General features: G+C 45.0%; 14 protein-coding genes. 12 read left to right on the forward strand and 2 right to left on the reverse strand.

All coding sequences use genetic code 11. The features are described 5' to 3' along the window. The first annotated feature begins 33 nt into the window (after window positions 1-33). From BacF7301_RS06335 to BacF7301_RS06355, 5 genes are read left to right on the forward strand one after another with little or no spacing between them, the layout of a single operon-like run. The gene (locus BacF7301_RS06335) at window positions 34-1869 is read left to right on the forward strand and encodes an ABC transporter ATP-binding protein (RefSeq protein ID WP_167961259.1); all 1836 of its coding nucleotides are present in this window, start codon (window positions 34-36) and stop codon (window positions 1867-1869) included. Window positions 1870-1884: 15 nt separating this feature from the next. Continuing rightward, window positions 1885-2688: a polysaccharide deacetylase family protein gene (locus BacF7301_RS06340; protein WP_167961261.1), complete on the forward strand. Its 804-nt coding sequence runs from the start codon at window positions 1885-1887 to the stop codon at window positions 2686-2688. Beyond that, window positions 2685-3641, forward strand: coding sequence for a glycosyltransferase family 2 protein (locus BacF7301_RS06345; protein ID WP_167961263.1), 957 nt, complete (start codon window positions 2685-2687; stop codon window positions 3639-3641). The genes BacF7301_RS06340 and BacF7301_RS06345 overlap by 4 nt, the downstream gene beginning before the upstream one ends. After that, complete coding sequence (locus BacF7301_RS06350; protein WP_167961265.1) at window positions 3625-4044, forward strand: GtrA family protein; 420 nt, start codon at window positions 3625-3627, stop codon at window positions 4042-4044. Before BacF7301_RS06345 ends, BacF7301_RS06350 begins: the two co-directional genes overlap by 17 nt. Before the next feature lie 38 nt (window positions 4045-4082). Continuing rightward, window positions 4083-6068 carry an LTA synthase family protein gene (locus BacF7301_RS06355; RefSeq protein ID WP_167961267.1) on the forward strand — a complete coding sequence of 662 codons (1986 nt, stop codon included), beginning with the start codon at window positions 4083-4085 and terminating at the stop codon, window positions 6066-6068. Here the strand turns inward: BacF7301_RS06355 and BacF7301_RS06360 are convergent. Together BacF7301_RS06360 and BacF7301_RS06365 are read right to left on the reverse strand one after the other, a co-directional pair. Then, a complete protein-coding gene (locus BacF7301_RS06360) occupies window positions 6046-7827 on the reverse strand; it encodes an ArnT family glycosyltransferase (protein ID WP_167961269.1) in 1782 nt (593 codons plus the stop codon). The genes BacF7301_RS06355 and BacF7301_RS06360 overlap by 23 nt on opposite strands. Before the next feature lie 26 nt (window positions 7828-7853). Then, the gene (locus BacF7301_RS06365; RefSeq protein ID WP_167961271.1) at window positions 7854-8489 is read right to left on the reverse strand and encodes a ribonuclease H1 domain-containing protein; all 636 of its coding nucleotides are present in this window, start codon (window positions 8487-8489) and stop codon (window positions 7854-7856) included. A gap of 138 nt (window positions 8490-8627) precedes the next feature. Here BacF7301_RS06365 and BacF7301_RS06370 point away from each other — a divergent pair, with 138 nt between their 5' ends. From BacF7301_RS06370 to argB, 7 genes are all read left to right on the forward strand, one after another. Next, window positions 8628-9230, forward strand: coding sequence for a nitroreductase family protein (locus tag BacF7301_RS06370; RefSeq protein ID WP_167961273.1), 603 nt, complete (start codon window positions 8628-8630; stop codon window positions 9228-9230). Window positions 9231-9270: 40 nt separating this feature from the next. Beyond that, window positions 9271-9798, forward strand: coding sequence for a shikimate kinase (locus BacF7301_RS06375; protein WP_167961275.1), 528 nt, complete (start codon window positions 9271-9273; stop codon window positions 9796-9798). 231 nt (window positions 9799-10029) lie between these two features. Beyond that, the gene (locus BacF7301_RS06380) at window positions 10030-12531 is read left to right on the forward strand and encodes a tetratricopeptide repeat protein (protein ID WP_167961277.1); all 2502 of its coding nucleotides are present in this window, start codon (window positions 10030-10032) and stop codon (window positions 12529-12531) included. Window positions 12532-12541: 10 nt separating this feature from the next. After that, complete coding sequence (locus tag BacF7301_RS06385; RefSeq protein WP_167961279.1) at window positions 12542-14308, forward strand: HSP90 family protein; 1767 nt, start codon at window positions 12542-12544, stop codon at window positions 14306-14308. A gap of 10 nt (window positions 14309-14318) precedes the next feature. Next, the gene (locus tag BacF7301_RS06390) at window positions 14319-15389 is read left to right on the forward strand and encodes a hypothetical protein (protein WP_167961281.1); all 1071 of its coding nucleotides are present in this window, start codon (window positions 14319-14321) and stop codon (window positions 15387-15389) included. Between the two features lie 70 nt (window positions 15390-15459). Next, window positions 15460-17352 (forward strand): biosynthetic arginine decarboxylase, encoded by a 1893-nt coding sequence (gene speA, locus BacF7301_RS06395; RefSeq protein ID WP_167961283.1) that lies wholly within the window; start codon window positions 15460-15462, stop codon window positions 17350-17352. Window positions 17353-17473: 121 nt separating this feature from the next. Next, window positions 17474-18247 carry an acetylglutamate kinase gene (gene argB, locus BacF7301_RS06400; RefSeq protein WP_167961285.1) on the forward strand — a complete coding sequence of 258 codons (774 nt, stop codon included), beginning with the start codon at window positions 17474-17476 and terminating at the stop codon, window positions 18245-18247. Window positions 18248-18295 lie beyond the last annotated feature (48 nt).

Genomic DNA, 18295 nt, shown 5'->3' on the forward strand with positions numbered 1-18295 from the left:
TCTTTGCGGTCTTAACTCATTTTATCATAAATAATGAAGGAATTTCTACAATTGATGCGACGTTTTGTGTCGCCTTATAAGAAGTATATCGGCTGGGCTGTTTTGCTGAATATCTTGTCTGCTGTATTCAATGTATTTTCATTTACTTTCCTGATTCCCATCCTGAGCATTCTGTTTAAGACGGAAGGTGCTGATAAAGTATATTATTTCATGGAATGGGGCAGTGCCGGAATAAAGGAAGTGGCTGTGAATAACTTTTATTATTATATATCCCAGATGATCGTGGATAACGGTCCTACTACGGCTCTTATCTTTTTGGGACTGTTCTTGATGATAATGACATTGTTTAAGACCGGTTGTTACTTTGCTTCTTCGGCTGTAATGATTCCGTTGCGTACGGGAGTGGTACGTGATATTCGTATCATGGTGTATGCTAAGGTGATGCGTCTGCCGATGTCGTTCTTCTCGGAAGAAAGAAAAGGGGATATCATAGCTCGTATGAGTGGTGACGTCGGTGAGGTGGAGAACTCAATAACCAGTTCGCTGGATATGCTGATGAAAAGTCCGATTATGATTATCTTGTATTTCGCAACGTTGGTCGTGACGAGTTGGCAGTTGACTCTTTTTACTATCGTGGTATTGCCGGGAATGGGCTGGTTGATGGGCGTGGTAGGACGAAAACTGAAACGTCAGTCGTTGGAGGCACAAGCAAAGTGGAGTGATACGATGTCGCAACTGGAAGAGACGTTGGGCGGTTTGCGTATTATCAAAGCTTTTATTGCAGAAGATAAGATGATTAACCGATTCACCAAATGTAGCAATGAGCTTCGTGATGCGACAAATAGAGTTGCTATCCGTCAGGCGATGGCGCATCCTATGAGTGAATTTCTAGGAACGATTCTGATTGTAGCGGTGTTGTGGTTTGGTGGTACGCTGATTTTGGGAAAGAATGCGACAATAGATGCTCCGACATTTATTTTCTATATGGTGATTTTGTATAGCGTAATCAATCCGTTGAAGGATTTTGCGAAAGCTGGATACAACATTCCGAAAGGGTTGGCTTCCATGGAACGTGTGGATAAGATTCTGAAAGCTGAGAATAAGATTAAGGAGAATCCGAATCCGAAACCGTTGAAAGGGCTGAATGATAAAATCGAGTTTAAAGATATTTCTTTCAGTTATGATGGCAAGAGAGAAGTGCTGATGCATGTAGACCTGACGGTGCCGAAGGGACAGACGATTGCATTGGTTGGACAGTCGGGTTCCGGTAAGTCTACTTTAGTGGATTTGTTGCCGCGTTATCATGACGTACAGGAAGGTGATATCACTATTGACGGGACAAGTATCCGCGACGTACGTATTGCCGATTTGCGTAGCTTGATTGGTAACGTAAATCAGGAAGCTATCCTGTTTAATGATACCTTCTTCAATAACATAGCTTTTGGTGTGGAAAATGCAACGATGGAACAAGTTGTGGAAGCAGCGAAGATTGCCAATGCACACGATTTCATTATGGAGAAGCCGGAAGGATATAATATGAATATCGGTGACCGTGGTGGTAAGTTGTCCGGCGGCCAGCGCCAGCGTATCAGTATCGCCCGTGCTATCTTGAAGAATCCGCCGATTCTGATTCTCGATGAGGCTACTTCTGCTTTGGATACCGAGTCAGAACGTTTGGTGCAGGAAGCGTTGGAACGTTTGATGAAGACACGTACGACGATTGCTATTGCCCACCGCCTTTCTACAATTAAGAATGCCGATGAAATCTGCGTGTTGTATGAAGGAGAGATTGTAGAGCGTGGCAAGCATGAAGATCTGATTGAACTGAATGGTTACTATAAACGTTTGCATGATATGCAGCAATTGTAATTTTTCGATATTGCAATGATATTATTAAGTTTTGATACAGAGGAATTTGATGTCCCCCGTGAACATGGGGTAGATATCCCGTTGGACGAAGCAATGAAAGTATCTGTTTATGGTACAAATAAAATATTGGACTGTCTGAAAAACAACGGGGTGAGAGCCACTTTCTTTTGTACAAGCAATTTTGCTGAAAATGCGCCGGAAGTCATGCGGCGCATTATGGATGAAGGACATGAAGTTGCCGCACATGGATGCGACCATTGGCAGCCCCAGGCTTCTGACGTCAGCCGTTCAAAAGAGATTCTCGAACGTTTGACGGGCAGAACGATAAAGGGCTATCGTCAGCCGCGAATGTTTCCTGTATCGGATGCGGAGATTGAACGGATGGAATATATATATAATACTTCATTGAACCCGGCATTCATTCCCGGGAGATATATGCATCTGTCCGAACCGCGTACTTGCTTTATGACGGGGAAAGTACTTCAAATTCCCGCTTCCGTGACTCCATGGATTCGATTCCCGCTGTTTTGGCTGTCTTGTCACAACTTGCCGATGTGGCTGTACCAGCGTTTGGTAAACCGGGTGCTGAAACATGACGGATACTTCGTTACTTACTTTCATCCGTGGGAGTTTTACCCATTGAATGAACATCCCGAATATAAGATGCCTTTTATTATCCGCAATCATTCCGGCCGAGGAATGGAAGAACGCCTGGATATGCTTATCCGGGAACTGAAAGAAAAAGGGTATCCCTTTATTACTTACTCTGAATTTGCAGATATTAAACTGGCTGAACTGAATAAACCGGACGAAAAATGATTAAATTGGCTATTGTGTCTCCCTGTTACAATGAGGAGGAGGTGTTGGAAGAATCAGCCGGCCGCTTGACTGCCTTGTTTGACGAGCTGGTTGCGAAGGAGAAAATCAGTGCCGATAGTTTTGTGCTTTTTGTGAATGATGGCAGCAAGGATCGTACCTGGAGCATCATCAAGCAGTTGCATATGACAAATGCGTATATCAAAGGTATGAATTTGGCACGGAATGTGGGACATCAGAACGCAATCATGGCAGGTATGATGACCGCTAAAGACTGGAGTGATGCCGTTATTACCATTGATGCCGATTTGCAGGATGACCTGAATGCGATTGAGGAAATGATTGATGCCTATACTGAAGGATATGATGTGGTATATGGAGTGAAGGTATCCCGCCAGGCAGACCCGATGCTGAAACGCCTTTCGGCAACCGCTTTTTATAAGTTACAGCGACAGATGGGCGTAGAAACTATCTATAATCACGCCGATTTCCGTTTCCTGAGCCGGAGAGTCCTGCAACAGCTATCTCATTATCAGGAGCGGAATATCTATTTGCGTGGTATTATTCCATTGTTGGGCTTCCCTTCGACGACGGTAGATGACGTGATTCGGGAGCGGACTGCCGGGACTTCCAAATATACACTGAAGAAAATGCTCGGACTGGCTTTGGACGGCATCACTTCTTTTTCGGTGAAACCTATTTACAGCATTGTTTATTTAGGAATCGTATTCGTCTTTATCAGTATTCTGATAGGATTCTATGTTCTTTATGCGTTGATTTCGGGAACGGCGGAGCATGGTTGGGCTTCCCTGATGCTGTCCATTTGGTTTGTCGGCGGGGTAGTTCTGGTGTCCATAGGGGCAGTCGGGGTGTATATCGGTAAGATTTATCGGGAGGTGAAACGTCGCCCGCTCTATAACGTGGAAGAAGTGTTGTACGATGATCAGAATAAGTAAGGCTATACTGGACAAACACCCGGAATGGCGGGATAAATTTTGGCAGTTTGCTCGTTTTGGGGTGGTCGGTACGGTGTCATCGGCTATTCATTATGGCGTGTATTGCCTGGTTTTGCTGGTTGCCAATGCCAATATCTCTTTTACGGCGGGCTATGCGGTCGGATTTATCTGCAACTATTTCCTGACAACCTTCTTTACGTTCCGTTCAAAACCTTCCTCTCATAATGCTATTGGTTTTGGCTTTAGTCACCTTATTAATTATTTGCTTGAGATTGGTCTGCTGAATCTTTTCCTTTGGATGGGAGCAGGTGAGCTTCTGGCACCGATACTGGTTATGATTATAGTGGTGCCGATTAATTTCCTGATTCTTCATTTCGTTTATATTTATAAAGGAAAAAAATAATCCTCATTTCGTTTAATTCATAAAAAGAAAAGGCTATTATGAAACGTTTTCTGAATCTTATACTATATATACTGGCTGTGCATGTTTCCGCTCTGATTATTACAGGGTTGTTCCGACTGGTGCTTTTTATCTCTTCCTATCATCAGTTGACTCCCGAAGCAATGTCGGATAAGGCGTTGGCTCTGCTTGCCTTCATACATGGTATTTGGTTCGATAACGTAATAGGCTGCTATATACTTTTACTGCCTTTGACGATAGCAGTGGTATGCGGAGTCTGCAATTATTACGGGAAAGCATTGTTTCGTTTCTTCACAATCTTTTTCAGTACCTTTTATGGAGTGGTTTATCTGATTAGTGCATCGGATATGCCTTATTTTGCTTATTTCTTTAAGCATATTAATTCGTCCATATTCGAATGGTTTGGCTATGCAGGAACCACTGCGGGAATGATATTGGGGGAAAGTGCCTATTATCTATCTATTGGGTTGTACTTCCTTTTCATGGTGATTTTCGTTTTCTGGATTGTTTTTCTGGCACGCTATTTCCGTAAACGTTGTGCGGGCTTTACTTTGTTCCCTTTCTGGAAGAGAGGAGTCGCGTTTGTATTCGGTGCATGCCTTATCGGCCTTTGTGTTTTTGGAATCCGGGGACGTACGGGATACAATCCGATAAAAGTGAGTGCAGCGTATTTCTGTCAGGATGCTTTCCTGAATCAACTGGGGGTAAGCCCGACGTTTAATCTGCTGACGAGTGTAATGGATGACATGCGGCCCGAAAATAAATACCTGCATCTGATGGATGAACAAGAGGCCATAAGCAAGGCGCAGGCTTTCCTGAACCGTCCGGGGGAAGCTGATATTTCGCCATTGGCTGTGCATAGGTACGCTTCAAAAACGGACAGTATGCAGCATCGCCGTCCTAACGTCGTATTGATTATGATGGAATCCATGTCTTGTGGATTTATGAAGCATTTCGGGCAGTCGGAGTCTTTGACTCCTTTCCTGGATAGTCTGTATACCCGTTCTCTTAGTTTCCGCAATTTTTATTCTGCCGGCATCCATACCAATCACGGTCTGTATGCTACTTTGTATTCTTTCCCGGCCATGATGAAACGGAATCTGATGAAGGGCTCGGTGATTCCCCGTTACTCAGGTCTGCCTACCGTGCTGAAGGAAAACGGTTATCACAACCTTTTCTTCATGACTCATGAAGGACAATATGATAATATGAATGCCTTTTTCCGGACTAATGGTTTCGATGAAGTATTCTCACAGGAAGATTATCCGGCTGATAAAGTGGTGAATAGCTTTGGGGTACAGGACGATTTTCTGTATGATTACGCTATTCCGGTGCTGAACCGGCGGGCGGCTACCGGACAGCCTTTCTTTGCTACTTTGCTATCTATCAGTAACCATCCGCCGTATGTGATACCGCCTTATTTCCATCCGAAAACGAGTGAGCCGGAAACACAGATTGTAGAGTATGCGGATTGGGCTTTGCGCAAGTTCTTTACCGAAGCACGTAAGCAGCCCTGGTTTGACAATACTATCTTTGTGCTGGAAGGAGACCATGGCAAACTCGTAGGAGACGCCGAGTGTGAACTCCCGCAATCCTATAATCATATCCCATTGATGATTTATTCCAGTCAGATTACTCCTGAAGAGATAAACTCTTTTGGCGGACAGGTGGATATCCAGCCTACTGTGCTGGGTATGTTGAACATTGATTATTTGCAGAATAACTTCGGAGTTGACTTGCTGCGTGAAGAACGCCCCTGTATGTTTTATACAGCCGACAATATGATAGTGGGACGCAATGATTCTTTGTTGTTTCTTTATAATTATGAGACGCAGCAGGAGTTTACGTACCGGACAGACAATGGCAAACTGGTTACTGTCCCGATGGATGATGGTTTCTTGCCTTTGAAGGAATATAGTTTTTCCATGCTTCAGTCGGCGGAATACCTGGTGAAGCATGGAAAAACGGTGAACTCGCTGGAAGTTACTCAGAAGCAGATTCAGTAGTCTTGCTTTCCGGGATGACTTCTACTGGTTGTTTTTTTGTAAACCTGTACACTTCGGCAGTCTCGTGAAGTACTGGCTTGGGTGACTGATAGAGCAATTCAAATTGGTAACCTTCTTGTTTAAATTTTGGAAGGTACTTTTGGGCATCATTTGCTCCTATCAATAAAAATCCCTCAATGGGACGATCTTTATAAAAATTATTGATTCGATTGCCTAGATAGAAATTAATTTCAAAGTAGTGAACGGGATCACCTTTAGCCAGTATGCTTCTCTCTATAAACTCATAAAGAGCGCCTTTGCTTGCGGGGGCGACCTCATCTATTTCTGCCGCAACGGCTTTAACAGACTTGGAGTTTAAGATTGGCGGCTGATAGGCTCCATCCAATGCCAGATATAATCCCATGGTAAGCACGACAATGGCATAGAGGAAACGGTTACTTAATGCGTGCTTGCGTTGGTAGAACCACCAGCAGATACCGAGGATGGTGGGTATGGCAATCAATACCAGGGAGCCTATTCCACTGATGTTTTGTATTGCCCTCAGGAAGTTGATATTGTTCTGTGCATGGCGGCCGTGGAAAATGGTTTCGGGGATAAGCCCACACTTCACGACAATGAAAGTGATAAATAATAGCAAGCTGATTACCGCCAGGATGCTGCCGTACACTTTTATCACTTTAGATTGCTTCTTGACCAGGTAGAATAAATATTTGGCCAGGAAATAGGCGATGAAAGGGTAGATAGGCATTAAATAAACACTGCGTTTGCTTTGGGGAATACAATAGAAGACAAATATGATGACGATGCTGGTGAAAGAGAATAAATCCACCGGATCCATATTTTTTATCCAGGAGGTGAAACGCTTCCACCATGCAGTCGGCTGAATGGCGAATTTGCGGTAGGTCAGGCTGAAAAGGGAGAGTACACCCAGCAATATCCAAGGTACATAACCTGCAAATAGCGTAACAAAGTTATAATGCCAGGGATTGACGCAGGAATCGTAGCTCATAGTGTTTGTCATACGACCGAAATTTTCTTCCATAACCAATGCCAGAAATTCTTCTCCCCCTTGTTGATAAGCGGCGATGTACCAGCATATAGGCAGGATAAGCGAAAGCAGCGCCCATGCGGAAAGGAGCAGGAAGGCTCTGAAAAAGTTAACGCCCCGTAGCAACAGGAAAATGCCTGTGACCAGACAGGGGATAATTGTACCTACCGGACCTTTGGTTAGTGTGCCCAAGCTCATAAGAAGGATGGCTAACCATGGGATTCCTTTAAGCCCCTTTTCATACCATTTATAAAAGCAATATAATGCGCATACGGTCAAAGCGGTTAATACCATGTCTACCCGGCAGTTGGCTCCCGCACGATGCAACTCGAAATTGGTCAAGGTGATAAAAGCGGCTAGTAATGCCAATTCTACTCCTTTTCTTTTGGCAAAGAATAAGAAACCGAAAAGAGTCATGGCAATTAGCGCAATGGCGGAGGGCATACGGGATGTCATTTCTGTAACCTGTCCACCATTCAACAGCGAAACGGCCGCTATGGTCCAATGAAAGAAAGGTGGTTTATAAGGAATTTCTCCACCGTTGTTTCTAGGCAGAATCCAGTTGTCGTTTTCCAGCATGGAATAGGATACGATAGACTCACGAGGTTCGCCTTTCGTGTGGTACTCGGACAGTCCGAGGAAAGGCAGGATTGTTACTACGCAAATGACTAATAGTAGCCAGAAAGCTTTGTTGGAAGTCAATGATTTCATATTACTTGTTTTGAATTATATCATTTTTATTTTCTGCCGAAATCTGCCGGAATCTCTCCCCACTCTTTCGTTTCCCATTTCAGGATACGGGTGGTGTAGGTGTTTTCTCTCAGCCATTTTTCCGCCCGTTCTATCAAGAGGAAGAGTTGTTCTGTCTCTGCGGTACGGGGAAGTTTGGTCTTGCATTTTTTCTGGCGCACCCAACTGATGGCATTGACGCTGTCACTGTAGATAGGCATATCGAATCCTTTTTGTTTCAGCAGGGCCAGTCCGTGCACGATGGCAAGGAATTCGCCGATATTGTTTGTCCCTTTCATCGGACCGAAGTGGAAAATTTGCTGTCGGCTGGCAACGTGCACGCCGCGATATTCCATCGGACCGGGATTGCCGCTGCAAGCGGCGTCGACTGCGAGGCTGTTGTCGATCACGCAGGCAGGCAATATATCCGAAGATACTTTTGCTCCGCTTGATTTGGCTTTCGCATTTTTGCCGATATAGGCGTAGGGGGACATGGTGAGTGCCCGTTCGGCTTCCTCACGGGTATCGAATGATTTGTATTTGGCAGCTTCGTATCCTTTGATTTGAAGCTGGCAATCCGTCCAGGAAGTGTAAATCCCGGGCGTGACGCCTTCCCATACTACGTAGAATTTCTGTTTAGCCATTTTTTGACGATGAATTTGTAAAGTCAATGAATTGACGGTGCGAAGGTACAAATATATTCTCTAACTGAACAAGTTAGGGGGACTACTTGTTATAAAAAAAAGAGACTTTAAGAATATGAACTAAAAACAAGAGCTATCATGGAAAAAACTTTTAGCGAGGCTTTAAAACAACGTCGGACTTACTATTCAATTACTAATCAGTCGCCTATACCCGACCAGGAGATAGAGTGTATCATCAATATGACAGTGCGCCACGTACCGTCGGCATTCAATTCGCAGTCTACACGCGTAGTACTGTTGCTGGGAGAATCTCACAAGAAATTGTGGCAGATTGTAAAGGATGCGTTGAAGAAAATCGTGCCGGCTGAGGCTTTCGTAAAGACAGAAGAGAAAATAGATAATTCATTCGCTTGCGGTTATGGAACCGTATTATTTTTTGAAGACCAGAATGTAGTAAAAGGGCTTCAGGAAGCCTTTCCGTCATATCAACAGAACTTTCCGGGATGGTCGATACAGACTTCGGCAATGCATCAACTGGCTGTGTGGGTAATGCTCGAAGATGTAGGTTTCGGGGCATCATTGCAACATTATAATCCGTTGATTGACGACACTGTGCGTCGTGAGTGGAACTTGCCGGAACACTGGCATCTGATTGCGGAAATGCCGTTCGGACTTCCTACCGGCAAACCGGGTGAAAAAGAATTTCAACCATTGGAAGAACGGGTGAAAGTTTTCAAATAATGAATTAAATGACTAATTTTGCTCACAAAATTAGTCATTTATGGTTCGTATCTTCCTTACCGGCTATATGGGTGCCGGAAAAACGACATTGGGCAAGGCTTTTGCCCGTCAGATGAATATATCGTTCATTGATTTGGACTGGTATATTGAAGAGCGTTTTCACAAAACCGTTGGAGAATTATTCACCGAACGAGGCGAGACAGGATTCAGGGAACTGGAGAGGAGCATGCTCCACGAAGTAGCCGAGTTTGAGAATGTGGTAATTTCTACGGGAGGTGGAGCGCCTTGTTTTTTTGATAATATGGAGTTTATGAACCGGGTGGGAAAGACTGTTTTTCTGGATGTACATCCCGATGTGTTGTTCAGGCGCTTGCGTGTAGCCAAACAACAGCGTCCCATTCTTCAAGGAAAAGAGGATGACGAACTGAAAGCGTTCATTGTTCAGGCATTGGAAAAACGGGCGTCTTTCTATCATCAGGCACAATATATCTTCAATGCGGACGAGTTGGAAGACCGTTGGCAGATAGATGCTTCTGTTCAACGTTTGCAACAGCTTTTAGGTTTATAATAGTAGAACTTATTATTGGGAATAGGCACGGATTACACGGATTTCACGGTTTTTTGAGATATGGTTGTATAAGGCAACAGTGAAATCCGTGTAATCCGTGCCTAATTTGTATTCCGGACTTTATCTTTTTTGACTCTCTTGTTTGTTCATTCGGTCAATATTTGTACCTTGCCGCTCGTTACGAGATTTTTTGTTTACTATTAATATAAAAAACTAAGGTAAGGCAATATCATGAAAACATTAAAAGAGAATTTTGAGAGATTATCTGCTGAGATTAAGACTTCAGGGAAGCCTGCCGCTGCATGGTTCCCGCAATACACGACAACTTCATTACTAAATGCTGAAAACTGGTGGGAAGCATTGGCTGTGTGCGAATATGCTTTGGATACCCGGGAAGACGAGACACTGACAGAAGATTTCTTCGAACTGATATTCAGTGCGTTCGACTGTAATGTCGAGGTCGGTCTCAACGAAGAGGAATACGAGTTCTGGTGGGAGAAGGTGATGCAGGTATGCGACCGCGTGGCTGTGTTCAGCGGTGCGGGATGGGCGCAGAAAGGTGCCCAGTATTCCGAAGCCCGTTACGGTAAGAGGGATATGAGTTATTTGTTCCCTTATTACGAAAAAGCTGCCGATATGGGTTGGGCGGAAGCGGAAGCAACCGTTGCCTATTGGAAATTTATGGGATTTTATTGCGAACAGGATAAAGAGGAAGGCGAACGCCGTTTTGCGGCTCTTTCTTCTCCCGAAGCTTTGCTATGGGGAAAGCATTATCGTGCGTTTGCCGAAGAATTCACAGGAAATAAGGAGAAAGCCTTGCAGATACGTAAGGAATTGTTGGAAGAGCTGCCCGAAGGACATCGCTTGCGTGCACATACGTATGCCGCACTGGGAGATTCGCTCGATCGGGAAGAAGGCGGTGTGGCGGAAGAAGCCGCTTATTATGAGAAATCGTTGGAGATAGTTCCGAATTTATATACGCTTAAAAACTTAGGTACACTTTATTTCCGCTATCCGGAACTGAATAAATCAAAAGAACTTGGTTTTGAACTTTGGGAAAAGGCCTGGCATGCCGGCGTGTGGTCTGCTGCCAACTTCCTGGGATATAATTATCAGGAAGAAGAGTGGCTGGATATGCCAAAAGCGATTGAATGGCTGGAGAAAGGAATGCTCTATTGCGAGTTGTACAGTGCGTATGAGTTGGCGTTGATTTACTTATACAATGATGACTATAAGAATGTGGAACGCGGACTGATGTGTCTTGAACGTTGTGTGGCAGGTGATTACGTCTCAGGTATCGAGGGGCTGGCAAACGTTTACTTCAACGGTGACTTGGTGGAAGAGGATATGAACCGTGCGAAGGAGCTGCTGGAGAAGGCGGTTGAACTGGGTTCGGGAAATGCAGCCTATCGTTTGGGATGGATGTACGAGCGCGGCTTCTTGTCTGAAGAACCGGATTATGCCAAGGCGATGGAATATTATGAGAAAGCGGCTTCGATGGATAATGTCGACGGATATTGCCGTGCGGCGCTTTACCTGGCTAATGGGTATAGCGGTGTGAAGGATGCCGTGAAATCAAGAGAATATTATGAAAAGGCGGCTGAAATGGGCTCCTGCTTCGCCATGATAGAATTGTCGTTCTTGTATGAGAACGGTGACGGAGTGGAGAAGAGTTATGAAAAAGCTTACGAACTGTGTACGAAGGCTGCCGGTGAGGGCTATCCTTATGCGATGTTCCGTGTAGGGCTTTATTTGGAGAAAGGCGTTATCGGTGAAGCGCAACCGGAAGAAGCTTTGGGTTGGTATGAAAAAGCTGCCGCAGCAGAGGACTTGGAGGCGCTTTTCGCATTGGGACGTTGCTATAAGCATGGTATCGGTACGGAAGAAGATTTCGATAAGGCGCTTGAGTGTTTCTCCAAGGGAGCGGAAAAGAATGAATCCCGTTGTCTGACAGAGTTGGGACTGGCTTATGAAAATGCTGCCGGAGTGGAAGAAAATCCGCAGAAGGCTGTGGAATATATGACACAGGCGGCGGAACAGGATTATGGATATGCCCAGTTCAAAATGGGTGACTATTATTTCTTTGGTTACGGTTCGTGCATGGAAGACAATAAGAAGGCGGTAGAATGGTATGAGAAGGCAGTTGCCAACGAGATTCCGATGGCTATGATACGTATGGGTGAGTATTATCTGTATGACTACGACAGGCTGAATGAATCGGAAAAGGCTTTCTCTTATTTCAAAAAGGCGGCTGATGAATACGAATGGTACAGCGAAGGGCTGGGTATCTGCTACGAGATGGGTATCGGAGTGGAAGATAACGAGACGGAAGCCTTTAAATATTATACACTGGCTGCGGATAGCGGAAATGTGACGAGTATGTATCGGGTCGGACTTTGCTATTACAACGGAGTAGGCGTGAAGGAGAATTACGCCGAAGCTTATCGCTGGTTTACGGATGCGGCCGGTAACGAGAATATCGGTGCTACTTATTATCTCGGCAAGATGCTGATGTATGGCGAAGGCTGCACACCCGACCCGGAAACAGCTGTGCAATGGCTGATGAAAGCGGCGGAAAAAAATAACGATAAGGCACAATTTGAGCTTGGAAACGCCTATCTGATGGGAAATGGCGTGGAAGAAAATGATGAAACAGCCATGGAGTGGTTTGAGAAGGCGGCTGAAAATGGTAATGAAAAAGCGCTGAAAATCACCGGAAGAAGGAGAAAATAGAAGAGAAAAAATGGAGAAAGAAGGGAATAATTTGTTCCAAGTCAACCTGAAAGGGATGATTGCCCTGTTGTCGGAACATATTTATAGTAATCCGAATACTTTTGTCCGGGAGTTGTTGCAGAATTGCGTAGATGCTATCACGGCGCTACGCAATATTGACGAGAATTATGCAGGCCGTATTGATGTCTTTCTGAATGATGACAAGACGGTGATATTCCGGGACAATGGAGTCGGGCTGAAAGAGGAAGAAGTACATCGTTTTCTTACTATTATCGGAGAAAGTTCGAAGCGGGATACGCCCGATGCGGATGATTTTATAGGCAGGTTCGGTATCGGGCTGCTGTCTTGTTTTGTGGTGACCAATGAGATTTTGGTGGAGAGCCGTTCGGCAATGGGCGGGCAGGCTGTCCGCTGGTGTGGGAAAGTGGACGGCACATACGAGCTGACTTTATCTGACGCGGAACAACCTATCGGTTCACAAGTGGTGCTGCATCCCAAGAGTGACTGGATGCATCTTTTTGAATATGAGATGTTCAAAAAGATACTGGTTAATTATGGCGAGGTGCTGCCTTATCCTATTTATCTGCATTATCAGGGTGAAGAGGAGTTGGTGAATACACCGTCGCCTGTCTGGCTCGACCCGAAAGCGACTCGCAAGGAGTTGCTCGATTATGGGGCAAAGACTTTTCAGTCGTCCGCCCTCGATGCTTTCAGGATACGTACTGAAAGCGGCCGGGTGGAAGGCGTGCTTTATATTCTGCCTTTCCGTACGCAGTTTTCCGTGCGCAATTCGCATAAGGTATATCTGAAACGTATGTTGTTGAGTGAGGACGATTGCAACTTGTTGCCGCCGTGGGCTTTCTTTATCCGTTGCCTGGTGAATGCGGACGGGTTGCTGTCTACCGCTTCGCGGGAGTCTTTGGTGAGCAATGATTTGCTGAAAGATGCCCGGAAGGAGATTGGGGCGGCTATCAAGGATTATTTGCGGGGATTGGTGCAGAATAATCGTGAAGTGTTTAATAAGATTCTGGATGTTCATCACTTCCATATTAAGGCGATTGCTTCGGAAGACAATGAATTGCTCCGTTTGTTTATGGATTATCTTCCTTTTGAGACTAATAAAGGATTCCGTACTTTCGGGAGTATCCGTTCGGCGGGCAATGTGATATGCTATACCCGTAATTTGGAAGACTTCCGGCAGGTGCGACGTATCGCCGGGGCACAGGGATGGCTGGTAGTGAATGCTGCTTATACCTTTGATGAAACATTGCTGAAAAAGTATGCCCGCCTGAATTCGGAACTGACGCTGGATGAAATATCTCCTTCGCGGCTGTTGGAGCAGTTTGGCGAAGTGGAAACCAATAAGGAGTTTCAGGATTTTGAAGCGAAAGCGAATGAGTTGTTGAAACGTTTCGGCTGTATCTGTCGTCTGAAGCATTTCACACCGGTAGATATTCCAGTGATATTCGTGGCGGAGGAGAAGGAAAATACGGTGAAAAGTGCCAACAATCCGTTGGCGGCTGTGCTGGGTTCGGTGAATACCGCGAAGCAGATTCCCCCTACATTGACGTTCAATGCGGATAATGAAATGGTGCGGACGCTGTTGCAGATACAAGGCGACAATAAGATGTTTCAGCACGTGGTGCATATACTGTATGTGCAGTCGCTCCTTCAGGGAAAATATCCGGTGAACAGCGAGGAAATGGAACTCTTTAACCATTCGCTTAGCGAATTGATGACTGCGAAAATGAATGATTTTATTAACTTCCTGAATTAATTGAAAGAATATGAGATACACACTTGAGATACAAAAACTGCTGTTGCAGACTCAAAATGAGAGCTTGCGTCCCCGTGAGAAAGCAAACTTGCTGAAAGAAGCGATTCGCATCGCGGATGATAATGAAGATGTGGAATGGGCTACGGAGATGCGTCTCGACCTTATTTATGAACTGAATCTTCTTTCGGCGGATGCTGAAGAGATTACCGTGTTTTCCAAAATCCTGGATGATTATGAAAACCACAAGGATGTTATCAAGGAAGATGATTTGTTATGGAAATACAAGTGGATATGGGCTTGTACTTTCGACGTTCCTGATATTCCGATGGAACAGGTGAAAGCGGTTGGAGAGGATTATAAGACGCGTATCCTGAGAAATGGATATTCCCTGCGGAGTTATTATCATCGTTGGTCGGTAGAATGTATCTGGATGCGGCAGTATGACAAGGCGAAAGAGTATATTGACAAGATGCTGGCGGAGAAGATTGACGACCAGTCATGCGAGGCTTGCGAATTGAACTTCATGCTGGATTATTATTTGGAGACAGGTCAGTTTGATGAGGCTTACAGCCGGGCGCAGCCGTTGATTACCAAGCAGGTGACTTGCTACGAAGCGAATCTACGTGCTTTTCTGAAACTTTCTTATTATGCACTGAAAGCCGGTAAGCCGGAAATTGCCGCCGATATGTGTGCCCGTGCCGAAGAAGGATTGGCGGGAAGAGAGAAAGATGAATATTTATTGTCATATATGGGGTTGTTTGTTGCCTACAATATGATGACGAAGCCGGAAAGGGGCTGGGAATATGTCGAACGTTGCATCGACTGGAGCTTGCGTACCAACTTGCTGAAGAAATATCGTTTCTCCTGCGATATGGTAGAGACTATGAAGTATGCAGACCGTCAGGAAGTTCGGTTGTCTTTGCCGGAAGAATTTCCTCTTTATCGTGCGGATGGGGGTTACGCTGTCTCTGAGCTCCGTGATTATTTCTATCAGCAGGCTGCGGAACTGGCACAGCGGTATGATGCACGTAATGGAAATAGCGGATATACAGACCGATTGAAAGAAATAATGTCCAATTAATTGGCAACATGTAGATTAATCTGTATTTTTGCCGTCCAATTATTTACTAAAAACACTGAATCACAGAAAAATGAGAAAATGGCGTATTGAAGATTCGGAGGAACTCTACAACATCACAGGTTGGGGTACCTCGTACTTTGGTATTAATGACGAAGGTCATGTTGTTGTTACACCGCGTAGAGACGGAGTGACTGTCGATTTGAAAGAGTTGGTCGATGAGTTACAACTGCGGGATGTGGCATCTCCCATGCTGTTGCGTTTTCCGGATATTCTGGACAACCGTATCGAAAAGATGTCGTCTTGTTTCAAACAGGCGGCGGAAGAATATGGTTATAAAGCCGAGAATTTTATTATTTATCCGATTAAGGTCAACCAGATGCGCCCCGTGGTGGAAGAGATTATCAGCCACGGAAAGAAGTTCAATCTCGGGCTGGAAGCCGGTTCCAAACCGGAACTTCATGCGGTGATTGCTGTCAATACGGACTCTGACTCATTGATTGTCTGCAACGGTTATAAAGACGAAAGTTATATTGAACTGGCTTTGCTTGCGCAGAAGATGGGTAAACGTATCTTCCTCGTCGTGGAGAAAATGAATGAATTGAAGCTGATTGCCAAGATGGCGAAGCAATTGAATGTGCAGCCGAATATCGGTATCCGCATCAAGCTGGCTTCTTCCGGTAGCGGCAAGTGGGAAGAATCGGGAGGTGATGCCAGCAAATTCGGTCTGACGTCCAGTGAGCTTCTTGAAGCGCTCGATTTTCTTGATAGCAAAGGGATGAAGGATTGCCTGAAGCTGATTCATTTCCATATCGGTAGTCAGGTGACGAAAATTCGTCGTATCAAGACTGCTTTGCGTGAAGCGTCACAGTTCTATGTGCAGCTTCATTCGATGGGATTTAAAGTGGAATTTGTTGATATTGGCGGCGGTCTGGGCGTTGATTATGACGGAACCCGTTCGTCGAACAGTGAAGGAAGCGTAAACTATTCCATTCAGGAATATGTGAACGACTCTATTTCTACGTTAGTGGACGTGAGCGATAAAAACGGTATTCCGCATCCGAATATCATTACTGAAAGTGGACGCGCATTGACAGCGCATCACTCAGTGCTTATCTTTGAAGTGCTCGAAACGGCTACTTTGCCGGAATGGGACGACGAAGAGGTAATCGCACCGGATGCGCATGAGCTGGTGCAGGAACTATATGGCATTTGGGATTCACTGAATCAGAACAAGATGTTGGAAGCATGGCATGATGCCCAGCAGATTAGAGAAGAAGCACTGGACTTGTTTAGTCATGGAATCGTGGACTTGAAAACACGGGCTCAGATTGAACGTCTGTATTGGTCTATCACACGTGAGATTAATCAGATTGCCGGTGGTTTGAAGCATGCGCCTGATGAATTCCGTGGATTATCCAAGTTGTTGGCAGATAAGTATTTCTGTAACTTCTCGTTGTTCCAGTCACTTCCCGACTCTTGGGCGATTGACCAGATTTTCCCGATTATGCCTATTCAACGGTTGGATGAAAAACCGGAGCGTTCGGCTACTTTACAGGATATTACCTGTGACTCGGACGGTAAGATTGCCAACTTTATCTCTACACGCAACGTGGCTCATTATCTGCCTGTACATAGCTTGAAGAAAACAGAACCTTATTATTTGGCTGTTTTTCTGGTGGGGGCTTATCAGGAAATTTTGGGTGATATGCACAATTTGTTCGGTGATACGAATGCCGTGCATGTCTCTGTGAATGAGAAAGGATATAATATAGAACAGATTATTGACGGAGAAACGGTAGCGGAAGTGCTGGACTATGTACAGTACAATCCGAAGAAACTGGTACGTACGCTCGAAACCTGGGTGACGAAATCAGTGAAAGAAGGTAAGATTTCCCTGGAAGAAGGAAAAGAGTTCCTTTCCAACTATCGTTCGGGACTTTACGGATATACTTATTTAGAATAGAATTAGGCACGGATTACACGGATTTCACGGTAGCTTCGCATAATTGAATGGTTGCTTTGCGTTCTCACACAACTAAAACCGTGAAATCCGTGTAATCCGTGCCTGAATAAAGATATAAGAAATGAGAGAAAAACTAACAGTAATTAAGGTGGGTGGCAAAATCGTAGAAGAGGACGCCACCCTTCGTCAGTTGTTAAATGACTTTGCCGCTATCGACGGACATAAGGTGCTGGTTCACGGCGGCGGTCGTTCGGCTACAAAGATTGCCGCACAACTGGGTATTGAAAGTAAAATGGTAAATGGGCGTCGTATCACTGATGCGGAGACTTTGAAAGTGGTGACAATGGTGTATGGCGGCTTGGTGAATAAGAATATTGTGGCCGGACTACAGGCACGTGGAGTCAATGCGCTGGGACTGACCGGAGCGGATATGAATGTGATCCGTTCGGTGAAACGTCCGGTGAAAGACGTGGATTACGGCTTTGTCGGTGATGTGGAAAAAGTGGACGCTACTTTGTTGTCGGACTTGATACATAAAGGAGTCGTTCCGGTGATGGCACCGTTGACACATGACGGACAGGGCAATATGCTGAACACCAACGCGGATACCATTGCCGGAGAGACGGCAAAGGCCTTATCTGTCTTGTTTGATGTGACGTTGGTATATTGCTTCGAGAAGAAGGGAGTGCTGCGCGACGAGAACGATGATGATAGTGTGATTCCACAGATTACCCGTGCCGAATTCGAACAATACGTAGCCGACGGCGTTATTCAAGGTGGCATGATTCCAAAGTTGGAGAACTCTTTTGAAGCAATAAATGCGGGAGTGTCTGAAGTGATAATTACCTTAGCGTCAGCGATTAACGGCAACGGTGGAACAAGAATAAAAAAATAATTCAAAAAAAAGTAGTGGGCTACTGTAACTTTTCATATCCTAGCCCGT

This window comes from Bacteroides faecium (assembly GCF_012113595.1).
GTDB lineage: Bacteria > Bacteroidota > Bacteroidia > Bacteroidales > Bacteroidaceae > Bacteroides > Bacteroides faecium.